Here is a 24,000-nt window from a genome sequence, read left to right on the forward strand (position 1 = left end):
CGCGGTCATCAGGAGCCAACCATGGGATGCTGCAACCAACCTGTCTCGAGCCTCGGTGGCCTGCCGCTCGACCCGACCCAGTACGTCAACTACACGCGCGGCATGGTGCTGGGTGTCGACGACTTCCAGCAGGAACACGCCTGGCTCGCCGGACGCGACCAGTGGCTCGCGCGCGACGCGGTCGGCTACGGCACCGTGAGCGGCCTGCAGGTCTACGCGGAGGCCGACGGCAGCGCCGGCATGCGGCTGCACGTCTCGCCCGGGGCCGCGCTGCTGCCCAGCGGCAAGCTGGTGTGCGTGGGCGCCGACCAGTGCGCCGTCATCAACCAGTGGCTCGCGAAGGCCGCGCATGCCGCGCTGGTCAACGCGCTGCTGACCGGCGGCTCGCCGCCGGTGTCGCCGCCCACCTCGCCGCCGTCGTCGTCGCCGCCCGCCGTGACCGCGGGCAGCATCACGCTGCACCTCACGCTGTGCTACGCCGACTGCACGACGCGGCCGGTGCCGATTCCGGGCGCGCCGTGCCGGTCGGAGGACGAGCTGATGCAGCCGTCGCGCGTGGCCGACGACTTCCGCCTCGACCTGCTCGGCGCGCCGCCCGCGCAGGTCGAGGAGGACGCGCTGCGCGACTTCGTGCTCTGGCTGCGCAGCAACGTCGCCTTCTCGACGACCAGCCCGCCCGTGACGCCCGACGAGGCGGCCTGGCTCGCCGCGCTGCGGATCGCGGTGCAGCCCTGGCTGCAGGCGGCCGCGGCGTCGCCGCCGGTGTCGCCACCGCCCTCGGTGAGCACGCTGGGCGACTACCTGTTCGACCTGTCGCCGCCTGGCGTCGATATCGCGCCCAGCCAGTGGCCGGACTTCCTGCGCGTCGCGCTGCGCTTCTGGGTCACCGAGCTGCGGCCGCTGTGGGCCGCGATGCGCTGCCAGGTCGCGCAGGCGCCGGATCTCGATTGCGTGCTGCTCGCGAGCGTGACGTTCGACGTCGCGTGGATCGGCGGATCGCCGCAGGGCGCGTGGCAGATCGCGGGCAGTCCGGTCGCGCTGCAGATCGACGAGAGCCGGCGGCCCGTGCTCGCGAACGTCCGCCTGCTGCAGGAATGGAGCCTGTACGACGGCGCACCCGCCAGCGCGGAGCCCTATGCGCCCGGCGTTGCGATCGTCGCCGTGACCGACGGCGGCACCGGCCTGGGCAGCGCGCCCGGCGACGGGCAGATCCTGGTCGGCGACGCCGGCGGCTACGCCGTCGCCAGCCTGGCGGGCACCGCGGACGAGGTGATCGTCACGCAGGCCGCGGGCAGCATCGTGCTGTCGGGGCCGCAGCCGCTCGCGCCCGCGAGCGTGCCGCAGTTCGCGGGCCTGTCCACCACCGGTGCCGTGCAGGTCGCGCTGGCGGCGACCAACGCCGACCTCGCGCTCGACGCCACGCACCATGTCGTGCTGTGCAGCGGCGGCCCGACGGTCACGCTGCCCAAGTGCGGCGCCGGCAACCGCGGCCGCGTCTACGTCGTGCGCGCCGTCGACGCGGACGCCAAGCTGGCGGTCGACGCGGCCGACACGCTGAGCGGCCCCACGACGAACGCGGCGACCGTCAAGAAGGCCACCACGACGACGCTGCTGTCGGACGGCGGCACCACGTGGCACGTGCTGGCCACCGCGCCCTGAGGCCCATCATGAACGCCAACGATCTCCTGCAACTGCAGCAACCCGTCACCGACGGCGCGATCCGCTCGGTGAACTTCTTCAACGGACGACTGCTGGCGGCCAAGGATCTCGCGCGCGAGCAGGACGCCCGCGACACCGCCGACGCGCGCCTCGGGCTGGCGCTCGGCGAAGGCGTCGCGTGGGGCCTGGACGTCGTGCGCGACACCAGCGTGTCGGGCGCGACCGGCGCCGTCGTTCGCATCGCCGCGGGCCTGGCCGTCAACCGCGCCGGGCAGACGCTCTACCTCGCGCAGGACACCAGCGTGGCGCTGCAGCGCCAGTTCGACGGCGGCACCGACGCGTCCTGCACCTGCACCTTCACGAACTGCACGCCGCTGGTCGGCGGCACCTACGTCGCGGGCGCCGGCCTGTACCTGCTGACACTGGCCCCGAGTGCCACCACCGAAGGGCGCGCGGCCAGCAACGGCCTCGATCCGCTGAACGTGCGCTGCGCGATCGACGTCAACGTCGAGGCCGTGCAGTTCCGCCTGCTGCAGCTCGACGCGCAACTGCTCGCGGGACTCGACCTCGGCGCCGCGACGCTGCGCAACGACATCGCCTACCGCGCCTTCGGCCAGGGCATCCAGCCGGCCTGGTTCGCATCGCTGTTCGACGCCCCGCCGCGCGCCGACGACCTGCTCGAGGCGCTGCGCAAGACGCGCCTCGGCGACGCGGAGGTGCCACTCGCGCTGCTGTCGTTCAAGGGAACGTCGACACTCGACTTCATCGACGCCTGGGCCGTCCGGCGTCCGTTGCACCAGTCCGGGACGGACGCGTTCTCCGGCCTCGCGCAATCGCGCCGGCTGGCGGTCGGCCATGCGATGTTCATGCAGTTCCAGCGGCAGGTGGCCGACCTCGCCAGCCCGCGCGTGCTGCCCGCCTCGGCGACGGCGCAAGGCCTGTGCCGCTACCTGCCGCCGGTGGGCATCATCCCCATCGCCGAGGAGACCGGCGGCACCGACCAGCAGGCGCTCGCGTTCTTCGCCGGCATGACGGTGCGCGGCCCGGCCTTCATCAACGCGGCCAGGCTGGAGGGACTCGTGCGCGAGAGCCTGGCCTATCCGCCCATCGACACCCAGTCGGGCGAGTTCGTCTGGCTCTACCGCGTGCGCGAGAACCGCGAGGCGATCGACTTCGCCGGCAGCTCGGGCAGCCTGCCGCGCTCCTACGTCGTGTTCTCGTCCGGCCAGATGCCTTATCGCGCGGACGCGCGCTACGACGGGGCCTACTGGAACTACGCCAACTACGCGCTGGCGCGCTGACCTGCTTCGAATCGTCAAGGAGCCTTCATGGCCAACTCCATCACCACGGGCAACATCGTCGTTCCGCTGCAGGCGATCCTCGATCAGCTGCAGGGCAAGCTCAGCACCGCCGACCTCAACAGCCTGACCACGACCTTGATCGGCGCGCGTTCGCCGACCGTCAGGCCGGGCGACCTGATCACGGCGGACTTCATGAACTCGATCCTCACCGAGATCGCGCAGATCGAGGTGCGGCTGACCAACCTGGAGGCGGGTTCGTCGACGACGGTGCCGACCCAGGTGACGCTGATCCGCATCGACGGCACCCCGCCGTTTCGAGTGGGAGATCGCGTCACCGCGGTGGGATCGGGATTCAGCACGCCAGGGTCGCGCAATGGCGTGAAGATCGATGCGGTCTCCGTCCAGCCCGTCGACGGGGTCAGCACGGCGACCGCGCTGGTCTTCGATCTGCCCGACCCCGGCCTGAACGGCATCGCCCGCACCGTCACGCTGAGCGTCTCCAACGTCGACGGCAGTTCCGCGTCCCTCAGCTTCGTCCTGCAGCCGCCGTCGGTGGTTCCTTCGGGCCAACTCTCGCTGCAGTACCTGACGCCGCCGGGCGGAGCGGCGTTGACCGCCGGCAAGTACCGCTTCACGTTCAAGATGTCGGCCGACGTCACCCAGAGCGCGGCCGTGCAGATCGGGGCGCAATCGAGCGCCGCCGACTGGACCGCGACGCTCATCGACCCGACCAGCGGGGGCCCGCTTGCCAACCCGGTCAAGCTCGACCGCGCGAACGGCACGCATTTCGAGACCACGTTCCTGGTGGAGCTGACGGTCCCTGCCGCCGGATCGGGCGCCAGCAACCTGACGCTCTCGGCCGTCGAGACGACACCGGGCACCAAGGTCAATCCTGCGCCGACGCTGCCCTACTCGTTGACCTTCGGCGGCCCGATCCCCGAGCCGGAAAACCGGGTCGCGCTCACGCTGCTCGGGGGCGGCGCCAACGTGACGCTGGACGGCGGCACCGAAGTCCTGAAGGTCGGGCAGGCGGGGCTGCTCAATTTCCGCGTCGACATCAGCAACCTGAACGTCGCGGCGGGCACGTTCACCAACATGGCGCTCAACGCGTCACTGAGCGGTGGCGATGCAGCGTCGTGGACCGCCGATCCGCTGACGCAGTCGGGCGTGCTGGTCAACGGCCCCAGCGGGTTCACGACGACCGGGCTGACAGTCCACCCGCCTTCGACGGCGTCCAGCACGGGACTGCTGTTCACGATCACCGGCGCCCCTGCCGGCCAGCCCGCCGTGAATGCGAGCTTCCTCGTTCCGCTGCGTGCGGGTTGAGCACTTTCCATCCAGGGAGTCATGCCATGAGTCTCAAGACATTCCTTCAGCGACATCTTTTCGCAGCGATCGTCGGCGTGGCCTCGGCCCTGCAGGCCGGTGCGTGCCATGCCCAGCTCGACGACATCTTCGTGCCGGCGATCGGCGACGTCCTGGGCCATCTCCCGACCATCGACGGCGTGCCGACGGAGTCGGGATGGAACAACGCGGGTGAAGTCGGACTGTCCGAGGTGACCGGCGCGGGACGGGCCGGCTTCCTGCGCTACGGCATCGCCAACCAGGCGTTGTACCTCGCGGTGGACTACGACAATCCAGCTTTCACGATCGATCCGGCCGTAACGACGCTCGTGCTCGTCATTTCACCCGAGCCGTCCAACCCGCAGAACGACATCCGCCTGCACATCACAGGCTTCGGAGCGGTCGGGGCGTCTTCGGCGGCCAGCAGCGTGCCCACCGTGCAGATCTGGCACGGCAGCACCCACTGGAACCAGGTCCAGACCAACACCTCGGGCAACCCGGCCTGCCCGGCGATCGCCGACTATGGCGCGTGGGCCAACTGCAGCACGCCGCTGGCGCTCGACGTCTCGGGAGTGACCGCCGCCAACCAGGACTGCACGCTCCCCAGCGCAGGGCCGTCCGCGGCGCAGTACGTGATCAACGTCGTCGGAAAACACATTTCGTTCGAGGCCCGCATCCCCTTCAACGACGGCGGAAACTTCTGCAGGTTCCTTCCCTCGATGAGCACCACGTTCGGCTTCTACGCCGACCTGGTCAACATCGAGACGACGGGCACCACCTCGCACTTCTTCGAGGACGCGTTCCCGGTCGCCAGCGTGATGAACGCCGGCGCAGCGGGCGTGCAGATCACGCAGGCCACGCCCGACAAGGCGCATTGGGCCAATGCGTCGTTCTTCATGCGGCCGGAATGCGTCGGCGTCGACATCGTCCAGGCGGGTGTCTCGCAGGATCCGGTGAGCGGCTTCGGCAACACCACCACTGCGTTGCACGTGAGCCAGACGACGCAAGCTCAGTGCGACAGCCTGGCGAACGACTATTTGTGGAGCGGCACGCAGAGCGCGCCGACCGGCACCCGCAGCGCCGACAACTACTATCGCGCGCAGTTGACCAACAAGACGGCGGCCGACATTGCGGCGCACACGCTCTCGACGCAATTCAGCATCGCGCCCTGGGGCCTGGGCAGCCCGGACGAATGGGACGCGATCGGCCGTCGATACGATCCGGACGCCTCCGCCACGCCGAACGACAACATCGATGTCACCAGCCTCAATGCCGGTGCCCTGTCCGCCGCCCAGTCGCTCGTGCAGCAGACCGACTGGCGCCTGAGCTACAAGGAGTCCTGCGAATACTCGCTGACCGGCTTGACCGGCTTCCTGGGGCACCACTGCGTCCAGGCCGCCATCCAGTCCACCGACCCCGCGTTGAAGTTCCTGCACAGGAGCATCCAGTTCAACAACAACGTGCTGCAGGCATCGCATGCCACGACCAGCGCACACGTCGGCACCCGAGGCTACGGACCACCGCCGGCGGGCGAGACCAGGCACAAGGTGATCCTGGCGCTCGACCAGCAGGCGTCGCAACTTTCGCCCGACGGCAACTGGAGTCTGCGCATGCCGCCGAAGGCGAACGCATCCAGTCGCGCGAGCACCTTCGCGAACTTCCCGCCCCTCGCGCTGGGGAGCCGCGTCACGCAGGAGCTGGATGTCGTGGCGCGCGGCTATCTCGAGACCGGCGACGTGCTGATCATCGACAACAAGAAGTACCGGCGCGCGCGCTATGCCGGCGCGTTCACGATGCAGGTAGGCCACGACGGTCCCATCGACGGATGGGCGCTCGACATGACTCCCAAGAGCTGCCCGGGCGGCGGCAACGGCTGCGTGAGAAGGACGCCCACGGGCTACGAGCTGAGCATTCCCGAGAACGAGTCGGTCGACCTGGACACCGTCGTCGACGCGATCGAGCCCGGCGGAGGCGGCAACGGTGGCGCCAACGGCCCCTGGGCCGCCTGGCTCGGCCTCGGCGCCACGATCCCCCACGGCAGCTTCTCCAACGCCCACGACGGCGGCTTCGCCGGCACGCTGGGGCTGGAATACGCGATCAACCCGCAGCTGTCGGTGGAGGCCACGCTCGCGGCGCATCACTTCGACGGCAAGGGCGGCGCCGACGCCATCGACGTGACAGCGTTCGGCGTCGACGCGAAGTACTACGTCACGCCGGCGCCGCTGCGCTGGTTCGTCGACGGCGGCATCGGCATCTACGCCTTCGATCCGGGCAGCACGCGCTTCGGCGGCACGATCGGCGGCGGCGTGCAGGTTGGGCTGGGCCACGGCTGGGCGATCGAGGGGCGCTACAACCTGCAGTCGGTCACCAGCAATGCGCCCGACACGACCTGGTCGACGCTGCAGGTCGCCGTCCGCAAGGCCTTCTGAGGCGGCCATGGGCGTGCCGTCCGACGGGGCCGCGCTGCGTCGCGTGACGCTGCGGGCGCCCGTGCGCGATCCGCTGCTGGCCCGCCAGCGGCTGGAGCGCGCGCTCGGGTCGCTGGACTGGGCGCCGCCGGGCCTGCCGTGGCGCGCCCTGCTGCTGGTGCGCCGCCTGGTGGCGACGGGCCAGCGCACGCCGGCGCTGGGCCGCAGCATCGCCGAATCCCTGCGCGCGCAGGCCCGCGAGGCACGGCGTCCGTGGGTGGACGGCACGGCGGCTGGCGGCGGCGCCGTCTGGTTCGCCGACGACGACGAGCTGGCGGCCTGCCTGCTGCGCGAGTGGCTGCGCGGGCGCGCGCAGGAGCCGTGGTGGTGCCGCGCGGCGCTCGGCGACGAGCCGCTCTCGCGCTGGCTCGCGCGGCGCGTGACGGGCCACGGCGACCGCCTGGTCCCCGTGATCGCGCAACTGGCCTCGATCGGACTGGCCGCGGCGTGGATCGCGCGCCTGGACGACGCGACGGCCGACGCCGCGGTTCGCGCGATCGCGCGCGACCACGCCGCGCCGGCGGTCGCCTCGGCATTGGATGGCGCGACGGGTCGCAACGCGACATCGCCGATACACCACCCCTGTATGCGCGCGAGTGCTGTGGCTGCGACGGTCCACCGCGTCGTCACCGCGGTGCCGGAGTTGAACACCCCGCCGCCGACGCCGGCAGGGGCGCGCCTGATGGTCGTCGCGCTCGTCGCGGCGCGCGATCCCGTCCTGCTCAGGAGCGACGGCTTCGCGCAGGTCGTGCGTGATGGGCGGACCGCCGTGTCGCCCAGGTCGGCGGCGTCGCTCGTCGAGACCGGGCGGGGACGTGTCGATCTCGTCGACGAGGAGCCAGGTACCGACCAAAGCGCCGAGCTCGCGCCGCGGCCCTGCGGCCCGCCGTCGAAACTGCGAGGCGCGGATGCCTCCGCGATCGACTCGATTCCGCGCGGCGCGCCGACAGCGCTTCGGCAGCCCACACGCGACTTGTCCGCACGTGTCTCGGACGCGATTGACGACCTGGCAAATGCACCGCCGAGCCACCACGACGCCGTGATGCCGCCGTCGTCACGTCCGCCGGTGCGCGAGCCGGACGCACACCTGCGCGAGCGGCGGCGCGGGCAACGCACCGCGCCGCCGACCGGTCACGACATGCGCGACGCGGGCGACACCGCGCCGGCGTCCTCGCTCCACCGCGCCGAGACGGCGGTCGCGAGCCCGCGCCCACGGACCCTCGCCGCCCTGCCCGACGCAAGGCCGACCGCCACTTCATTCGGCGGCCTGTTCTACCTGCTCAACGCCGCGATCGGCCTCGGTCTGTACGGCGACTTCACGGCGCCCGCCCAGCACGGCATCGCGCTGTCGCCCTGGAGGCTGCTCGCGATCGCGGGCGATGCCTGGTTCGGCGACGAGTTCGCGCGCGATGCGCTCGCGCCCTGGCTGGCGCGCATGGGCGGTGCCGAGCCCCCCGTCGCGCGACCCCGGGCGTGGGCCGTCCCCGACGCTGCCCTGCAGCCCTGGGGCCACCCGAGCGTGGTGCGCTACCGCGCGACGGCGCGTCGCCTGCGCCTGCTTCATCCGGCGGGCTTCGTGCTGTTCGACGTGCCGCGCTCCGGTGCGGCGCCGGCCGCGCAGGCCGCGGCGCTGTGCCGCGAACGCGTCCTGCTCGCGTCCGCCAGCGTGTGCATCGACCGACACGCGCCGCGCCCGACGGGCGATCGCTGGCAGCGTTGGCTGCTGCCGCTGATGCAGGCCCGGCTGGCGCGTGCGCTGGGCGTCGCCGACGACCAGGCGCCGATCGACCAGGTGTGCCGCAGCGAGGCGCGGGTGTCCTCCCGGCCGACATGGGTCGACGTGACGTTCTCGCTGGCCGCGCTCCCGCTGGCGATCCGGCTGGCCGGTCTCGACCGCGACCCGGGCTGGATCCCGGCCGCGGGGCGCGACGTGCGCTTCCACTTCGAGTGAGCCGCCATGAACGCCCCCCTGCGCGCACTGCAGCCCGACGCCGGCGACGGCCTGCGCGGCGACCATCCCTTCGCGGGCCTCGCATTCCACGCCGCGCAGCACCTGCGGCTGGCGCTGTTCGGCGTCATCGCGCGCATCGTCGAGGCCTGCGCGGACGGCGACCTGGACGCGACGCTCGCCGCGCACCCGTTCCTGGTCGACTACCTCGTCGAGCTCGACGAACGCGCGGGCCTCGGCGACGAACTGGCCCTGCGCTGGCGCCTCGTGCTCGCCGAATGGGAGGCGCAGGCCTTGCAGGCCGGCGTCCACCTGCCGCTGGCGGCCCTGCGCCGCGCGGGCGCCGGGGCGCTCGAGATCGAGCTGCTGCTGGCCGCCGGCCTCGTCGAGGAGGATGCGCGCTTCGGCGACGTCTTCGGACGCCTGCAGGACGGCGGCCGCCGTCCCACGCTCGGACTGATGACCGCCTGGTGGCGCGACGACGGCAGCGGCGAGGATCGCGTCGACGACGTGCGTGCGGCCGCGACCCGGCTCGTCGACGGCGGCCTGCTGCGCGTGACGACGCCGGAGGCGCCGCGCGCCGACTGGGCGTTCGCAGCCACCCTGCCGGTCTGGGACGCGCTGCGCGGCGACGCCCCCGCGCTGCCCTGGCTGCAGCATCGCGCCTGCGCGGGCGCAACGCCGCTCGCGGCCTACATCGTGCCCGACGCGCGCGCGGCGCAGCTGGTGTCGGACGGCCTACAGGCCTTGCTGCGCGAGCGCCCTGCGCCGACGCTGCTGCTGCGCGGCCCGCTGCACAACGGCCGCAAGACGCTCGCCGGCGCGCTCGCGGCGGCGCAGGGCCGCGACTTGCTGGTGGCGCGCGGCGCGGTGTGGGAGGACGACGCGCGCTGGCAGCTTCTCGGCGCGCTGGCCTGCGTCACCGGCGCGGTGCCGGTCGTCGAGGCCGGGCTCGCGGCCGGCGAAAACCGCGTGCTGCCCCCGCTGCCATGGTGCGACGCCCCGCTGCTGGTCGTGACGGGCCGGCACGGCGCCTGGACGCGCCAGGACGACGCGCCCACGATCGCGCTGCACCTGCCCTTGCCCGACGAGGACGCGCGCCGCCGCCACTGGCGCGAAGCAATCCCCGAGGCGATCGCGGCGGCCAGCATCGATGCCGCCGCGACGATGCGGCTGTCGGGCGGCCATGTGCGGCGCCTCGCGCGCGGCGCGGCCGACCTCGCGCGCCTGGACGGCCGGCGCGAGATCCGCGAGGACGACGTGCGCGAGGCGCGGCGCGCCCTGCCCGCGGGCCGTCTCGAGATGCTGGCGACGCGGCTCGAGGCCAAGGGCGGCCTCGCCGACCTCGAGGTCGACGACCTGACGCGCGGCGAACTGCTGTCGTTCGCGGCGCGCTGCCGCTGGCGCGAACAGCTCGCCTGCGCCATCACGGGCGCGCCGGCGGCCGGCCTCGGCGTGCGCGCGCTGTTCGCCGGCCCCAGCGGCGTCGGCAAGACGCTGGCAGCGCGGCTGCTCGCGGCGGAGCTGGGCAAGCCGCTGTTCCGCATCGACCTCGCCGCGACCGTCGACAAGTTCCTGGGCGAGACCGAGAAGCGCCTCGACCAGGCGCTCGACGCCGCCGAGGAGCTCGACGTCGTGCTGCTGTTCGACGAGGGCGACGCCCTGATGGCCCGCCGCACGGACGTCGGCTCGTCCAACGATCGCCACGCCAACCTGGAGACGAACTTCCTGCTGCAGCGCCTGGACCAGTTCGAGGGCATCCTGGTCGTCACCAGCAACGCGCCCGATCGCATCGACGGCGCCTTCTCGCGCCGCATGGACGCGGTGCTGCATTTCCGCCTGCCCGACGAGCGCCAGCGCTATCGCCTGCTGCGGCGGCATCTGCCGGCCACGTCGCTGGTCGACGACGCCTGGATGCAGGACACCGCGCGCCGCTGCGCGCTGTCCGGCGGCCAGTGGGCCAACGTGGCGCTGCACGCGCGCCTGCTGGCGCTGCAGGATGGCGCGGAGGTTGCCACGCGGCACCTGCACGACGCGCTGGTGCGCGAATACCGCAAGACGGGCGCCGCCTGCCCGGCCCGGCCATGGCTGGGGTGACGCACGCGCGCCAGCCGCGGCCGGTCGAGACGGTGCGCATCGCGGCGTCGGCGCGCGCACAGGCGCAGGCGCAGGGCCAGGCGAGGCCGGCGCCGTCGTTCGCCGACCCGCGTGCGAGCACCTTGCTGACGTCGCGCAACGTCGCATCGACGCCCGCCGGCGACAAGCGCGTCTTCCGCAGTCGCGACGGCAAGAACATCGAGCTGCCCGACGACATGAGCTACGAGCAGGCCGCGCAGCTCGAGCGCGACGCGCTGTCGGCGCAGGCCCATCTCGGCAAGGGCCCGCCGCCGCAGCCCGTGCCCGAGGTGCGCAAGCCGGCCGACAAGAAGCCGAAGAAGAACGCCGGCAAGGGCGAGCGCCCGAAGCACGGGCCGGGCGGCAAGGGCGGCGCCGCGCCGCGCACGGCGCGCGTGACCGCGCGCGTCGACGTTCCGGGCGGCAAGGTGGCGCAATACCTGGTGGGCAAGGCGCGTCCCGTGTTCGCGCGCGGGGCCGCGGCGCTGGGCGTGCTGAGCCGCCACGAACAGACGCACGAGAACGCGGCGCAGAAGGTGCACGAGGCCGAGAAGGCCGTCGTCATCCCGCCCAGCGAGGGGCAGTCGCGCGGCAACGCGGTGCAGGTGGACGCGGTCAAGGCCAGGCCGGAGCCCCGCATCGATCCGTCCAAGGGCGACAGCACGCTGCAGGCCTCGCTGCAGGAGAACGTGCCGCGCACGATCGAGGACGTCGACAACTTCAAGCGCGACATGAAGGCACAGCACACGGGCGCCGACGTGCTGCAGTCCATGCAGGTCGACAAGAACGCGGTCGTCGGCACGTTCTCGGAGATGGAGCACACGCCTCAACCGGTGCCGCCCGAGCACGCGCCCGAGGCGCTGCCGGCGCCCGAGTCGGCACCCGGCACCGGCAACATGAACCTGGGCCGCGACGCCATCGCGCCGCTGCAGCCCGAGCACACCGACATGTCGACGTTCTCGCGCGAGGCCGACGGCAAGCTGAAGGAGGAAGGCGTCACGCAGGAGCAGCTCGACATGGTCGACAGCGGCGACCTCGCGACGGCCAACGCCGACAAGAAGAAGCTCGACCGCGACGTGCGCGCCGCGCCGGGCGAGATGGGCAAGCAGGTGCAGCAGGAGGCCAAGCGCGTCGACACCGAGCTCGCCAACGAGGAGCGCGAGCAGCGCGGCAAGATCGTCGCGCATCGCAAGCAGGGCCTGGGCGTAGCGTCGCAGAAGCAGAAGCACGCCAAGTCGGCGCTCGAGAAGAAGCGCGACGAGGTCGCCGCGCACATCAACGGCGTCTACACGCGCGCCCAGGCGAAGGTGAAGTCCCGGCTCGACGCGCTGGAGCAGTCGTCGATGAAGCGCTTCGACGACGGCAACGAGCGCGCCTCGCGCGTGTTCGAGGACACGGTCAAGCGCGAGATCGAGGCGTTCAAGGACGACCGCTACGACGGCTGGTTCGGCTGGGCGCGCCGCGCCAAGGACTGGCTGCTGGGCATGGACGACCTGCCCGGCGTCAAGGCGATCTTCGACCGCAACCGCGCGACCTTCGTCTCGACGATCGACCACCTCGTGGCCGACATCACCGCCGACAACCAGCGCACCATCGCCGAGTGCCGCGAGGAACTGGCCCGCGCCCGCACCGAGATCGCCGACTACGTCGCCAAGCTGGGCCCCAGCCTGCGCGACATCGGCAAGGCCACGGCCAACGACGTCAACGGCAAGCTCGAGCAGCTCGACGGCTTCATCCGCAAGCGCGAGGAGGACCTCCAGCAGAAGCTCGCCGACAAGCAACAGGCCGCCATCAAGGCGATCGACGACAAGATCGAGAAGATGAAGGACGCGATGTCGGGCGCGCTGTCCAAGCTGGGCAAGCTGCTGCTGTGGGCCGCCAAGAAGTTCTTCACCTGGGCGCTGCAGCAGTTCGGCTACTCGCTGTCGGAGATCGAGGGGATCATCAGCAAGGGCGCCGCGGTGCTCAAGGCGATCTTCACCAAGCCCATCGTGTTCGTGAAGAACCTGATGGCGGCCGCGATCCAGGGCTTCAGGCAGTTCGGCGCGAACTTCCTCAAGCATCTCAAGGACGCGCTGTTCGAGTGGCTCACCGGCGCCATCGAAGGGCTGGTGCTGCCGTCGACGTGGGACTTCAAGGGCATCATCGGCGTGGCCCTGCAGATGATCGGCGTCTCGTACGCCAACGTTCGCAGGCACATGGTCGCCGTGATGGGCGAGACGGTGGTCGTCGGCCTCGAGAAGTCGTTCAAGCTGGTCAAGACGCTGGTCACCGAGGGCCCGATGGCCGCGTGGGAGCAGCTGCAGGAGATGGCCGCCGAGATGCGCGACGCGTTCGTGCAGGCGCTCAAGGACTTCATCCGCGACAAGATCATCATGGCCGCCATCGAGTGGGTCGTCGGCATCTTCGTGCCCGGCGCCGGCATCGTGAAGGCAGTGATCGGCATCTACGACACGGTCGTCTTCTTCGTCCAGAAGGCCAAGGACATCATCGAGATGGTCGGGCGCTTCCTCGGCTCGATCGGCGAGATCGCCGCGGGCAACATCGGCGCGGCGGCCGACGCGATGGAGGCCGGCCTGGCGCGCGGCCTCGTGCTGGTCATCAACTTCCTGGCCAGGCTGCTGCGGCTCAACGGCATCACCGACAAGATCCGCAAGGGCATCGAGAAGATCCGCGCGAAGGTCGACTCGACGATCGAGAAGGTGGTCAAGTGGATCTGGGAGAAGGCGAAGGCGGTGTTCGGCAACATCAAGGCCGGCGTCAAGGCCTTCATCGGCTGGTGGAAGCAGGAGGCGAAGTTCACCGCCGACGGCGAGTCGCACCGGCTGTTCTTCTCCGGCGATGCCAAGAGCGCCCAGCTCAAGGTGGCCAGCACCGAAAAGAGCCTTGACGATTTCCTGTCCGACAACAAGCCGGCGACGAAGGCGAGCGCAAAGACCAAGGCCGCGCACAAGGCGGTGACCAAGGCCAACAACGAGATCAAGACGCTGCGCGGCCAGCGCAAGCCGCCGACGCCGGACGGCCGCGACCCGGTCGTGGACCAGAAGATCGAGGACAACTTCAAGCTCATCGCCGACAACCTGCCCCTGCTGATGTCCGGCGACAAGTGGGGCTCCGAGACGAACCCGGCGACGATCGTCTATCCGAAGAAGTCGGCCTCGATCTACCGGACCCTCTATCTGGGGCCGCGGGTGAGCGGACGCCTGAAGCAGTCGCTGCTGAAGGATGCGATGGGCCACAAGCGGGCCAAGGTCGCGGCGGGATTCGATCCGAAGGAGGAGATCCCCGCGCATGGCAACGCACTCAACGCATGGCTGGACAAGGGCGGTGTCGTCAAGGCGTACAAGCCCTTCGAGAGCCACCCCTGGCCGGACGGCGGCAGCTACGGCGGATCGTCCACGCTCGGTGTCGCGGCGCAGTTCCTGACGCAGGCCGGAACGAGCTTCGACTACGACCAGGGCGGCACGCCCGGTGGCAAGAAGCTCAACGATGCCCTCAAGAAGTTCGGCTATTTCGGCAGGGTCGACGGCGGCGAGGATTCGGACGGCGACCACATCCTCGAGGCCCAGCTGATCGGCAAGGCGAAGGCCGACCAGATCCCCAACATGTGGCCGCTCGACAAGGGCGAGAACCGCCATGGCTTGTCGCTGGAGAAGAACTGCGAGACGACGGTCGAGGGCCGCAGCGACCTGAAGTTCAAGGGCATCGGAAATGCCGCGAGGTCCAAGGACGCCAAGCGCGAGAAGCGCTCGCAGGGCCTGCGCGTCATGATCAAGGGCACGGAGAACAGCCAATGAGCGACCGCTCCTTGGACGCCTTCGCCGGCAGCCAGCCCGGCTCGACCATCGTCGTCTGCGGCTGCGGCCCCTCGCTGAACGACCTCCCCGACCCGCGCGCGCTGCTCACCATCGGCGTCAACGACGTCGGCCGCCTGTTCGATCCGACGTGGCTGGTGGTGGTCAATCCGCCGAACCAGTTCACCGCGGACCGCTTCCGCCACGTGCAGGCGTCGCGGGCGCAGGCGCTGTTCACGCAGCTCGATCTCGGGCCGGTGCAGCCGCCGGTGGTGCGCTTCAAGCTTGGCAGGTTCGGCGGCACCGAGGACGCCGGCACCGACACGCTGCACTACACGCAGAACTCGCCCTATGTCGCGGTGTGCCTGGCCGCGCTGATGGGCGCGCGGCGCATCGGGCTGATCGGCGTCGACTTCGTGGACGACCACTTCTTCGCGCGCACCGGCCGGCATGCGCTGGCGCCGCGGCTGCGCGAGATCGACGAGCAGTACGGCCGGCTCGCCGCCGCGCTGCGGGGGCGCGGCGTCGAGCTCGTCAACATGAGCGCGCGCAGCCGCCTGCAGTCGCTGGCGCGCGTCGGCGCGGATTGGGCGACGCGGCACGAGGACGCCGCCGCGGCCCCGAATGCGAGCGGCGAGCCGCGCCTGCGCATCGTCTCGTACGCCACCACGCCCGTGGCCGGCGTGCCCGCGATCCTGGCCCGCTGCATCGCGCACGCGACGCCGCATGCCGCGCGCTGCGTCTGGGCCGCCGACGGCTACGGCAACGGCGTCGTGTTCGACGGCGACGTCAACTGGGGCCGCGCGCCGGCGCAGGCGACGGCCCTGCTGGCGGAGGCCGACGTCGTCATCGTGCACAACGGCAAGGTCGACCCGTCGCACCAGCGCCTGCTCGCCGGCAAGCGCGTGGTGACGATGGCGCACAACTACGGCTGGAACGTCGACATGCAGTTCGTGCGCCAGGGCCAGCCGGGCGTCGTCGTGGGCCAGTACCAGGCCACGCTGCCGGAGTTCGTCGGCTGGCACGTGGTGCCCAACCCCCTGCCGTTGTGGGAACCGGGCTTCTCGCCGGAAGCCAAGGGCGACGGCATCGTCATCGCGTACACGCCGTCCGGCAAGCACGAGCGCTACCCGGCCGGCCATCGACTGTTCTGGCACGCGAAGGGCTACGACACGACGATGCGCGCGCTCGACCGCCTCGCCGGCCGGCCCGGCGTGAGCGTGCTCTCCACGCGCCAGGGCGAGGTGAGCCACGCGCAGTCGCTCGCGATGAAGCGCGCGGCGCACATCGTGATCGACGAGTGCGCCACCGGCAGCTACCACCGCAACAGCCTCGAGGGACTTGCCGCGGGCTGCGTGGTCGTCAACGGACTCGGCCTGCTGCCGGGCGTCGAACACGCGCTCGCGCGCTGCGCGCCGGGCGCGCCACCCGCGCCCTTCGTGCGATGCGGGCTGGCCGCGCTGCCCGCCACGCTGGCGGCTCTCGTCGACCAGGGCCCGCAGGCGCTGCAGGCCGCAGGCGCGCTCAACCGCGCCTGGATGGAGCGTCACTGGCAGTTCGGCGACCAATGGGCCGCGTCCTGGCGCGCGGCCTGCCGGCCAGCGACACGGCCCGCGGCGCTGCCCGCCCCATCCGCCGCGCGCGCGATCGCGCGCCAACCCGCACGGCCGGCCGTCGTGCGCCTCGCGAAAGGAACTGCGATGACGACCGACAACAGCGCGGCGGAGAGCGTCTCCGTGGTGATCCCGCACGGCGGCCGCGAGCGCCTGCCGCATCTCGCGGCGGTGCTGGCGACGCTGCGACAGCGCGCGGGCATCGCGGAAGTGATCGTCGTCGAACTGGGGCCGGTGCCGCTGGTGGCCGACCTCGCGCGCCGCTGGCAGGTCGCGCACCTGTTCGTCCGCCACGACGGCGCCTTCGAACGCGCACGCGCGCTCAACGCGGCGCTGCCGGTCACCCGTGGCCGCCTGTTGCTGTGGCTGGACAACGACCTGCTGCCGCCACCCGATTTCGTGCCGCGCGCCGCGCAGGAGCTGCGGGCGCGCGGCCTCGACGTGCTGCTGCCGTACACGGCGGTGCGCTACCTGCGCGAGCCCGACTCGGCGGCCGTGATGCGCGGCGCGGCCGATCCGCAGCAATGCGTCCCGCGCAACGTGATGGCCTCGGCCACGTCGGCCTCCGGCGGCGCGTGCCTGGTGCGGCGCGAGTTCCTCGAGCGCCACGGCGGCCTCGTCGAGGGCTTCCGCGGCTGGGGCGGCGAGGACAACGCCTGGGTCCACAAGGCCTCGCTGCTCGGACGCTTCGCGCGCACCTCGCGCAGGGACCAGCACCTGGTCCACCTGCACCACGCGCGCTCCAACGGCACCGAGACGGGCAGCGCGGCGGCGGCCAACCCGCACTACGCCGCCAACGTCGCCCTGATGCAGCGGGTGTGCGCCACGCGGGACGCCGCGCGGTTCGCGCGCGACTTCCCGGCCACGCCGCCGGCCCCCGGCGAACTTGCGCGCTTCGATGCGGTGCCCGACCCGTCGACCTCCGCCGACCCGCCGGTCTGGACATACTGGGAAGGCCCGCTGCCGGACTGGATCGCCGACTGCCAGGCCTCCATCGTCGCCGCCGCGCCCCACGCGCGCGTGCTCACGCCGGAGAGCTTCGACCTCCTGTGGGACGCCGATCGCGACATCGACCTCTCGCGACTGCAGCCCGCGCACCGCGCCGACTTCATCCGCGCCTTCTTGCTGCAGCGCCACGGCGGGCTGTGGGTGGACGCCGATTGCCTCGTGATGCAGCCGCTGCAGCCGGTGCTCGCGCTCGTGGCCGGGCATGACTTCGTCGGGCACCGCGAGCGCTCGGGGCTGGCGTCGAACGGCTTCATCGGCGCGCGCCGCGGCAGCCGCATCGCCGCGCGCTTCTACGACCGCGTGAGCCAGCGCCTGCGGCAGCCGGACCCGCTGGGCTGGACGTCCATCGGCTCGGAGCCGCTGAACGCCGTGCTGGCCGAACAGCCGCAGGACTGGCACGAGCTGCCGTGCGAGCGCGTGCAGCCCGTGTGCTGGAGCACGCCGGAGAAGTTCTTCGTCCGCGCCGACGCGCAGGCGCATCGCCGCGCCTTCGACGAGAGCGCGCTGTGCTACATGCTGTCCAACACGTCGATCAAGCGCCATCAGGCGGCGCATCCGGGCGCGCGGCTCGACGCCGCCGACACGTTCTTCTCGTACGTGCGCGGGCGTTCGATGCGCCCGTCGACCGCGCCGCCGCAGGACAACGCGTATGCCCGCACCTTCGCCGCGCACGCCGCGATCTATGCGCGCCATCGGCTGGAATCGGCCTCCGGGCCCGGGTCGACGCTGGCGCAGACGGGCGAGCTGCGCGAACGCCTGCCGCTCGCGCTGCAGCATCTGGGCATCGAGTCGCTGCTGGACGCGCCGTGCGGCGACTTCAACTGGATGCGCCACGTGGCGACCGGCGTGGCGAGCTATGTCGGCGTCGATGTCGACGCGCGGACGGTCGCCGAGCTGCAACGCGCGCACGGTTCGCCGCGGCGCCGCTTCGTCGCCTGCGACGTCACGCGCGACGCCCTGCCGCGCGCCGACGCCATCTTCTGCCGCGACCTGCTGCCGCACCTGTCCTTCGCCGAGATCGCGCAGGTGCTCGCGAATTTCCGCCGCAGCGGAGCCACCTGGCTGCTGACCACGACCTTCACGGGACCGCGGCCCAACGTCGACACCTCCGACTGCAACTGGCGCACGCTGAACCTGGCGCTCGCGCCCTTCGGCTTCCCCGCGCCCACGCTGCTGCTGGACGAGCGCTGCAGCGAGGTCGGCGGCGCCTATCGCGACAAGAGCATCGCGGCCTGGCGGCTCGACGAGTTGCCCATCTGGTCGCCCGTCGAATGCGAACTGGCGTCCATGGCCGAAGGCGCCGTCGTCGACCACCCTGCCTGACAGGAGAGAATGGGCGCGAGACCGCCCATGCGCCGACGCCCCTTCCTCACGAGCCTGCCGCTCGCCCTGCTTGCCGCGCGCACCGGCGCCGCGGTGCCGGACGCCGCACCGCTGGGCGTGACGCACCGCGCGCTGCGCTTTCCGGCGGATCACGGCGCGCATCCCGACACGCACATCGAGTGGTGGTACGTGACGGGCTGGCTCGGCGCGGGCGCGGGCCAGGCCGGCGCGCCGAAGCCCGAGTTCGGCTTCCAGGTCACCTTCTTCCGCACCCGGACCGGACTCGCCGAGACCTCGGCCAGCCGATTCGCCGCGCGCCAGTTGGTGTTCGCGCACGTCGCCCTGACCGACCTCGCGGCCGGCGCCCACGGCGGCGGCCTGATGCACGACCAGCGCGCCGCCCGCGAGGGCCTTGGCCTCGTGCAGACGCCGGCGGCGGCCGGATCGCAGGTCGTGCAGTTGCGCGACTGGTCGCTGCAACGTCCCACGGCGGCCACGCCGGACGCCGCCACCGCCCTGCGCATCGCCGTGCGCAGCGATCGCTTCGCGCTCACCCTCGACCTCGCCGGCACGCAGCCCATCCTCCTCCAGGGCGACGCCGGTTATTCGCAGAAGGGCCCCGATCCGCGACAGGCCAGCCACTACTACAGCGAACCGCAGCTGGCGGTGCGTGGACGCGTCGAGCGCGCGGGCGCGCCCGTGCGTGACGTCCGCGGGCGTGCGTGGCTCGACCACGAATGGAGCAACGAGCTGCTGCCCTCCGAGGCCGTCGGCTGGGACTGGGTCGGCTTCAACCTTCTCGACGGCGCCGCGCTGATGGCCTTCCGCCTGCGCCGCGCCGACGGCAGCGCGCTGTGGGCCGGGGGCTCGCTGCGCGACGCGGCCGGCAGGCTGCGCGTGTTCGGCGCGGGCGACGTGCGCTTCGAGCCGCTGCGACGATGGACGAGCCCGCGCACGCAGGCCGCCTACCCCGTCGAGTGGACGCTGGCGACGCCCGCAGGACGCTGGCGCGTGGTCACGTTGCAGGACGACCAGGAACTCGACAGTCGCGATTCCACGGGCTCGGTCTACTGGGAAGGCATCTCGGCGCTGCACGACGACGCCGGGAGCGTCGCCGGCTACGGCTATCTCGAATTGACGGGCTACTCCGGCAAATTGCGCCTGTAGCGACGCGGGGCTATTCGCGACACGGCACACTGCCGGGGACGGCGCGTGTCGCGCGCGCCGGCACGCCATGGGCACAGGCGTTGCCGCGACGGGATCCACTTTGCAGGAGAACCCATGAAAGCGCAGGACAACTCGACCGATCCGCAACACATCTACCGCCAGCTCAAGCTGGGCCTCGGCCACGAACTGGTCAACGACGGCAACGTCTTCGAACTGATGGCCCTGGCGCAGAAGGATGGCAACCAGTTGCTGGCGACCGAGCTGCGCGAATGGCAGGCCCCTTGCAGCGACTCCAACGACGGCCCGCGGCCGACGATGGTGCCCACGCGCGGCTTCAACAAGGACAACGCGAAACATTGACCGCCGAGGCGGGCGATGCCGAAGCCGGCATCCGCCGGCCGGAAAGCGTCGTGCATCGGTGGCCGCGTCGGGTGTGCGGCGAGACCATGAACAGCTCCCTGTCGTCGACTTGCGCGGCCCTGTCGGCCCGCGCCGCAGACCGTCGCACGCCCGTGGCGGCGCGTCGATCGCGGGCGTAATCTGCAGCCATCGATCAACGCCTTCCCCTCACAGGAGCACACCATGTCAGACAGCGACGAACTCGGCAAGCTGGCCGACCTCCATCAACGCGGCGTCCTCTCGGACGACGAGTTCGCGCGCGCCAAGGCGCGCGTCCTCAACGGCATGCCGTCGTCGGCCCGCACGAGCCCGCCGGTCAGCGCGCTGAACCAGTTCCGCCGCAGCCTCAGCGACCGCTGGCTGGGCGGCGTCTGCGGCGGCATTGCGCAGGCGACGGGCGTGCCGTCGTGGGTCTGGCGCCTGGTCTTCACGTTCGGGATCGTCTTCGCCGGCTGCGGCCTTGCGCTGTACGTCCTGCTGTGGATCCTGGTGCCGCAGGAACAGCTGTACCTGCCGGCCCCCAGCGACACGATGCACGCGGGCTGAGTGCCTGTGCGCAGGCCCCGCGCGGCGCCCGCGTCGCGTGGGACACTCGCGCCAAGGAGAGCTCCCACGATGATCCAGATCCGCGACATCGACCACCTCGTGCTGCGCGTGGTCGACCTGCCCGCCATGCTGCGCTTCTATTGCGACGGCCTGGGCTGCCGCATCGAGCGGCGCCAGGACGAGATCGGCCTGATCCAGCTGCGCGCGGGCCGCTCGATGCTGGATCTTGTCCCGGTCGACGGCAAGCTGGGCCGCGCCGGCGGCGCGGCGCCCGGCCGCGAGGGCCGCAACCTCGACCACCTGTGCTTTCGCGTCGACCCCTTCGACGAGCCGGCGCTGCGCGCGCATCTCGCATCGCTGGACATCGCCGCCGGCCCCACCGAACCGCGCTACGGCGCCGAAGGCGAAGGGCCGTCGATCTACCTGAGCGATCCGGAGGGCAACGTCGTCGAGCTGAAGGGGCCGCCCTTCGCGTGAGCGAGCGTGTCGCATCGACGGCGACACGCCTCCGGGAGGAGCATGGCGCACAGGCATTGCCGTCATGCGATCCGCACCGTCCAGCTCCCGAGCCCCCGCGGCGTCCCGGCCCGCGCGCCGCTGGCGTGCGCCGATGCGCAGGAGCACGCCCGTGCCGCGGCGCCGGCCGGGCTCGGCGCCGGCCGTCCTGCGCGGCATCGGCGCGCCGACGCTGGTGGCGGGCTGGATCGCCGCGGCCGTCGTGCTGGGCCAGGCGTCGACGACACCCGACGCGGATGCCGTGGAGTACCAGATCGTCGAGGGCCACGTCTTTCCGATCACGCTGGCGCAATCCCGCCGCGAGCGGCAGTTCGTGCAACGCATGGACGGCGACATGGGCCTGTGGTTCGCGGAATTCGACGTCGGCCTCCGATCGATGCTGAGGCCGCCGCGGCTGGCCTGGACGCTGCTGGTCCTGTCCACGGCCATCGGCGTGGCCTGTCTCCACCTGGCGAAGCTGAGTGCCGAGGACACCGACGACTGAGCGCCGGCCTCGAACAGGAACAGCGGTTGCCGCAGCCGCTCATGGGCCGCGGCAGTTCGCGGCGCGCATCGACGGGAACCAACATGTCCGCAAGGTCGAGGACGGCCGCGGCGGCCTGCGCCGCCATCGCTGCTGCCGCGTGCGCGCACGCCACGTCGAACCTGCCGCCGCGCGACGCGGCACGCCCGGTCGCGGCGAGCGCGCCGCAGCAGGCGGCGTCGCATGCCAGGCCCCGGCTCGACCTCAGCGGACGCACGCGCGTCGGCAAGGCCTCGTTCTACGCGGGCAAGTTCAACGGCCGCAAGATGGCCGACGGCAGCCGCATGGATCCGCGCGACGACAGCGCCGCCAGCAAGACGCTGCCGCTGGGCACCACCGCGAAGGTCACCAACCTCGAGACCGGCGAGAGCGCCGTCGTGACGATCCGCGATCGCGGGCCGCACGTGAAGGGCCGCATCGTCGACCTGACGCCCGCGACTGCCGAGAAGGTGGGCCTCGATCGACACGAAGGCGTGTCGAAGGTCGCGGTCACGCCGATCAGCGTGCCGCCGTCCGACCAGCACGTGACGACCCCTGACACGGTGCCGGACGCGCCCGCCGCGGCCTCCGTCGCGGCCGGACATCGCCGATCGGATCGCGTCTTGAAAGCCAACCGATAGATGTAAATTTGCGTGTCCCCTGCGCACCGACTCCGGTGCTCGAGCGTTGACTCCCCAGGTGCCATGACAATGGCGCGTCCAGCCCGCACGGCCGGGGCGAATCCCTGAGGATCACAGCACATGACGACACCAAGAAACCAGGCCGTCCCGCGCCTGGCCGCGTTGGCCGCCGCGCTCGGCGCCGCCGCTCTCCTGTCCGCCTGCGTCGTCGAGGCGCCCCCGCGCTACGTCCAGGCGCCGCCCCGTCCCGCGCCGGTCTACCAGCAACCCGCGCCGGACTACGTGCCGGAGAACGACCCGGTGGTCAGCGTCTACGTCGATCCGCCGCTCGAGCAGCCCGCGCCGATCGCCGTGCAGTGGGCGCCGCCGCCGATGCTGGTGGAAGTGCCGCCGCCGCAGCCCTATCCCGACGCGGTCTGGACCGGCGGCTACTGGGCATGGGAAGGCCGCTGGTTCTGGTCGGCGGGCCGCTGGGCGCCGCCGCCGCGCCCGAGCTTCGTGTGGGTGCAGCCGTACTACGAGCACCGCGCCGACGTCGTCGTGTTCGTGCCCGGCTTCTGGTGCGCGCCCGAGCGCCACTTCGTGCCGCCGCCCCCGGGGCTGAGCATCTCTGTCGCGATCGTCGCGCCGGGCGTGCGCATGGGTCACCCGCCGATGGGCCCGCAAGGCGTGTTCGTGCCGCCGCCGCCAGGCTCGCGCGCCGGCATCATCGTGCCCGCGCCGCTGGGCACGCCGCCGGCGGTCGTCGTGAGCGCGCCGGCCGTCGTCAACGTGGGCATGCGCGTGCATGGCAACGTGGACGTCAACAGCCACAACACGGTCAACAACGTCACCAACGTCACGAATGTGACCAACGTGACGATCGAGGCCCCCGCCGGCGCCACGGCCAACGGCCAGGCGTTCCAGAACTCGGTGCCCGCGCGCGCCCACCTGGCGGCCGGCCTGGCTCCGGCGGGCCGTCCCGCGGCGCCGCAGCCGACGTCGCAGCAGGCGATCCCGACCTACCAGTCCGGCCGTCCGCCGATGGCCCTGCCCGCGGGCCAGCCCGTGCGCACCGAGCGCAACGATCGCTTCAACGTGCAGAACGGCGCGCATTCGGGCGTCCCGCAGGCACCGGCCCAGGCGCCGGCGATGCAAGGCCAGCAACCGGCGCGTCCTGTCCCGGGCCGCGAGTTCGAACCGCCGCCGCGCACGCCCGCGACCATCAACGGCCAGCCGCCGCAGTACCCGGGCCAGCAGCCGCAAGGACAGCCGGGCCAGCAAGGCCAGCCATGGCAACAGCACCCGGGCAACGGCCAGCCGCCGCAAACTCCGAACCCGCAGCCGCAGGCCCCGCAAGGCCAGCCATGGCAGCAGCACCCGGGCAACGGCCAGCCGCCGCAAGGCCAGGTGCAGCAGCCGACTCCGCAGCCGGGCCAGCCGCAGCCGGTCAACCCGCAGGATCCGCGTCACCGTGGCGGCAACCCGCAAGGGCAGCCGCCCGCCGCGCAACCCGGCGCGCAACCCGCGGCGCAGGGCCAGCAGCCGCCGCAGGCCAAGGGCAAGGAAGCCAAGGAGCCGAAGGAAAAGGACGAGCGCAAGAAGACCGAGCACGAGCATCCGGCAGATCGCGAGAAGAACAACGGCGAGCGCGATCGCTGATCGGCTCGCGCCGTT

Annotated in this window: 15 protein-coding genes; all 15 read left to right on the forward strand. The window is 72.0% G+C overall.

Features of this window, described 5'->3' with window-relative positions:
- The first annotated feature begins 21 nt into the window (after positions 1-21).
- The 15 genes from LPC04_RS22775 to LPC04_RS22845 all read left to right on the forward strand — a co-directional run bounded on the left by LPC04_RS22775 (position 22) and on the right by LPC04_RS22845 (position 23,985).
- Positions 22-1,659, forward strand: a complete 1,638-nt coding sequence (locus LPC04_RS22775; RefSeq protein WP_275684596.1) for a hypothetical protein — start codon at positions 22-24, stop codon at positions 1,657-1,659.
- 8 nt (positions 1,660-1,667) lie between these two features.
- The gene (locus LPC04_RS22780; RefSeq protein WP_275684597.1) at positions 1,668-2,960 is read left to right on the forward strand and encodes a hypothetical protein; all 1,293 of its coding nucleotides are present in this window, start codon (positions 1,668-1,670) and stop codon (positions 2,958-2,960) included.
- A gap of 27 nt (positions 2,961-2,987) precedes the next feature.
- Positions 2,988-4,286, forward strand: coding sequence for a hypothetical protein (locus tag LPC04_RS22785; RefSeq protein WP_275684598.1), 1,299 nt, complete (start codon positions 2,988-2,990; stop codon positions 4,284-4,286).
- Between the two features lie 26 nt (positions 4,287-4,312).
- A complete protein-coding gene (locus tag LPC04_RS22790) occupies positions 4,313-6,733 on the forward strand; it encodes a porin family protein (RefSeq protein WP_275684599.1) in 2,421 nt (806 codons plus the stop codon).
- A gap of 7 nt (positions 6,734-6,740) precedes the next feature.
- A complete protein-coding gene (locus tag LPC04_RS22795; RefSeq protein WP_275684600.1) occupies positions 6,741-8,723 on the forward strand; it encodes a hypothetical protein in 1,983 nt (660 codons plus the stop codon).
- A 6-nt stretch (positions 8,724-8,729) separates the two neighbouring features.
- A complete protein-coding gene (locus LPC04_RS22800) occupies positions 8,730-10,817 on the forward strand; it encodes an ATP-binding protein (protein ID WP_275684601.1) in 2,088 nt (695 codons plus the stop codon).
- Positions 10,805-14,632 carry a hypothetical protein gene (locus LPC04_RS22805; protein WP_275684602.1) on the forward strand — a complete coding sequence of 1,276 codons (3,828 nt, stop codon included), beginning with the start codon at positions 10,805-10,807 and terminating at the stop codon, positions 14,630-14,632. The genes LPC04_RS22800 and LPC04_RS22805 overlap by 13 nt, the downstream gene beginning before the upstream one ends.
- Positions 14,629-18,573, forward strand: a complete 3,945-nt coding sequence (locus LPC04_RS22810) for a glycosyltransferase (RefSeq protein ID WP_275684603.1) — start codon at positions 14,629-14,631, stop codon at positions 18,571-18,573. The genes LPC04_RS22805 and LPC04_RS22810 overlap by 4 nt, the downstream gene beginning before the upstream one ends.
- 27 nt (positions 18,574-18,600) lie before the next feature.
- A complete protein-coding gene (locus tag LPC04_RS22815) occupies positions 18,601-19,740 on the forward strand; it encodes a lipocalin-like domain-containing protein (RefSeq protein ID WP_275684604.1) in 1,140 nt (379 codons plus the stop codon).
- Between the two features lie 114 nt (positions 19,741-19,854).
- A complete protein-coding gene (locus LPC04_RS22820) occupies positions 19,855-20,100 on the forward strand; it encodes a hypothetical protein (protein ID WP_275684605.1) in 246 nt (81 codons plus the stop codon).
- Positions 20,101-20,322: 222 nt separating this feature from the next.
- Positions 20,323-20,685: a PspC domain-containing protein gene (locus tag LPC04_RS22825; RefSeq protein ID WP_275684606.1), complete on the forward strand. Its 363-nt coding sequence runs from the start codon at positions 20,323-20,325 to the stop codon at positions 20,683-20,685.
- Positions 20,686-20,754: 69 nt separating this feature from the next.
- Complete coding sequence (locus tag LPC04_RS22830; protein WP_275684607.1) at positions 20,755-21,162, forward strand: VOC family protein; 408 nt, start codon at positions 20,755-20,757, stop codon at positions 21,160-21,162.
- A 133-nt stretch (positions 21,163-21,295) separates the two neighbouring features.
- A complete protein-coding gene (locus tag LPC04_RS22835; RefSeq protein ID WP_275684608.1) occupies positions 21,296-21,685 on the forward strand; it encodes a hypothetical protein in 390 nt (129 codons plus the stop codon).
- Between the two features lie 83 nt (positions 21,686-21,768).
- The gene (locus LPC04_RS22840) at positions 21,769-22,344 is read left to right on the forward strand and encodes a septal ring lytic transglycosylase RlpA family protein (protein ID WP_275684609.1); all 576 of its coding nucleotides are present in this window, start codon (positions 21,769-21,771) and stop codon (positions 22,342-22,344) included.
- 120 nt (positions 22,345-22,464) lie between these two features.
- Positions 22,465-23,985: a hypothetical protein gene (locus LPC04_RS22845; protein ID WP_275684610.1), complete on the forward strand. Its 1,521-nt coding sequence runs from the start codon at positions 22,465-22,467 to the stop codon at positions 23,983-23,985.
- The last annotated feature ends 15 nt before the right edge of the window (positions 23,986-24,000 follow it).

The organism is Scleromatobacter humisilvae (assembly GCF_023231945.1).
In the GTDB taxonomy this organism is placed as follows: domain Bacteria; phylum Pseudomonadota; class Gammaproteobacteria; order Burkholderiales; family Burkholderiaceae_C; genus Scleromatobacter; species Scleromatobacter humisilvae.

Excerpts from the sequence above, each read along its gene's own strand:
- LPC04_RS22775 (WP_275684596.1), top strand. The coding sequence starts at position 22 with ATGGGATGCTGCAACCAACCTGTCTCGAGCCTCGGTGGCCTGCCGCTC.
- LPC04_RS22780 (WP_275684597.1), top strand. The coding sequence starts at position 1,668 with ATGAACGCCAACGATCTCCTGCAACTGCAGCAACCCGTCACCGACGGC.
- LPC04_RS22785 (WP_275684598.1), top strand. The coding sequence starts at position 2,988 with ATGGCCAACTCCATCACCACGGGCAACATCGTCGTTCCGCTGCAGGCG.
- LPC04_RS22790 (WP_275684599.1), top strand. The coding sequence starts at position 4,313 with ATGAGTCTCAAGACATTCCTTCAGCGACATCTTTTCGCAGCGATCGTC.
- LPC04_RS22795 (WP_275684600.1), top strand. The coding sequence starts at position 6,741 with ATGGGCGTGCCGTCCGACGGGGCCGCGCTGCGTCGCGTGACGCTGCGG.
- LPC04_RS22800 (WP_275684601.1), top strand. The coding sequence starts at position 8,730 with ATGAACGCCCCCCTGCGCGCACTGCAGCCCGACGCCGGCGACGGCCTG.
- LPC04_RS22805 (WP_275684602.1), top strand. The coding sequence starts at position 10,805 with ATGGCTGGGGTGACGCACGCGCGCCAGCCGCGGCCGGTCGAGACGGTG.
- LPC04_RS22810 (WP_275684603.1), top strand. The coding sequence starts at position 14,629 with ATGAGCGACCGCTCCTTGGACGCCTTCGCCGGCAGCCAGCCCGGCTCG.
- LPC04_RS22815 (WP_275684604.1), top strand. The coding sequence starts at position 18,601 with ATGCGCCGACGCCCCTTCCTCACGAGCCTGCCGCTCGCCCTGCTTGCC.
- LPC04_RS22820 (WP_275684605.1), top strand. The coding sequence starts at position 19,855 with ATGAAAGCGCAGGACAACTCGACCGATCCGCAACACATCTACCGCCAG.
- LPC04_RS22825 (WP_275684606.1), top strand. The coding sequence starts at position 20,323 with ATGTCAGACAGCGACGAACTCGGCAAGCTGGCCGACCTCCATCAACGC.
- LPC04_RS22830 (WP_275684607.1), top strand. The coding sequence starts at position 20,755 with ATGATCCAGATCCGCGACATCGACCACCTCGTGCTGCGCGTGGTCGAC.
- LPC04_RS22835 (WP_275684608.1), top strand. The coding sequence starts at position 21,296 with ATGCGCAGGAGCACGCCCGTGCCGCGGCGCCGGCCGGGCTCGGCGCCG.
- LPC04_RS22840 (WP_275684609.1), top strand. The coding sequence starts at position 21,769 with ATGTCCGCAAGGTCGAGGACGGCCGCGGCGGCCTGCGCCGCCATCGCT.
- LPC04_RS22845 (WP_275684610.1), top strand. The coding sequence starts at position 22,465 with ATGACGACACCAAGAAACCAGGCCGTCCCGCGCCTGGCCGCGTTGGCC.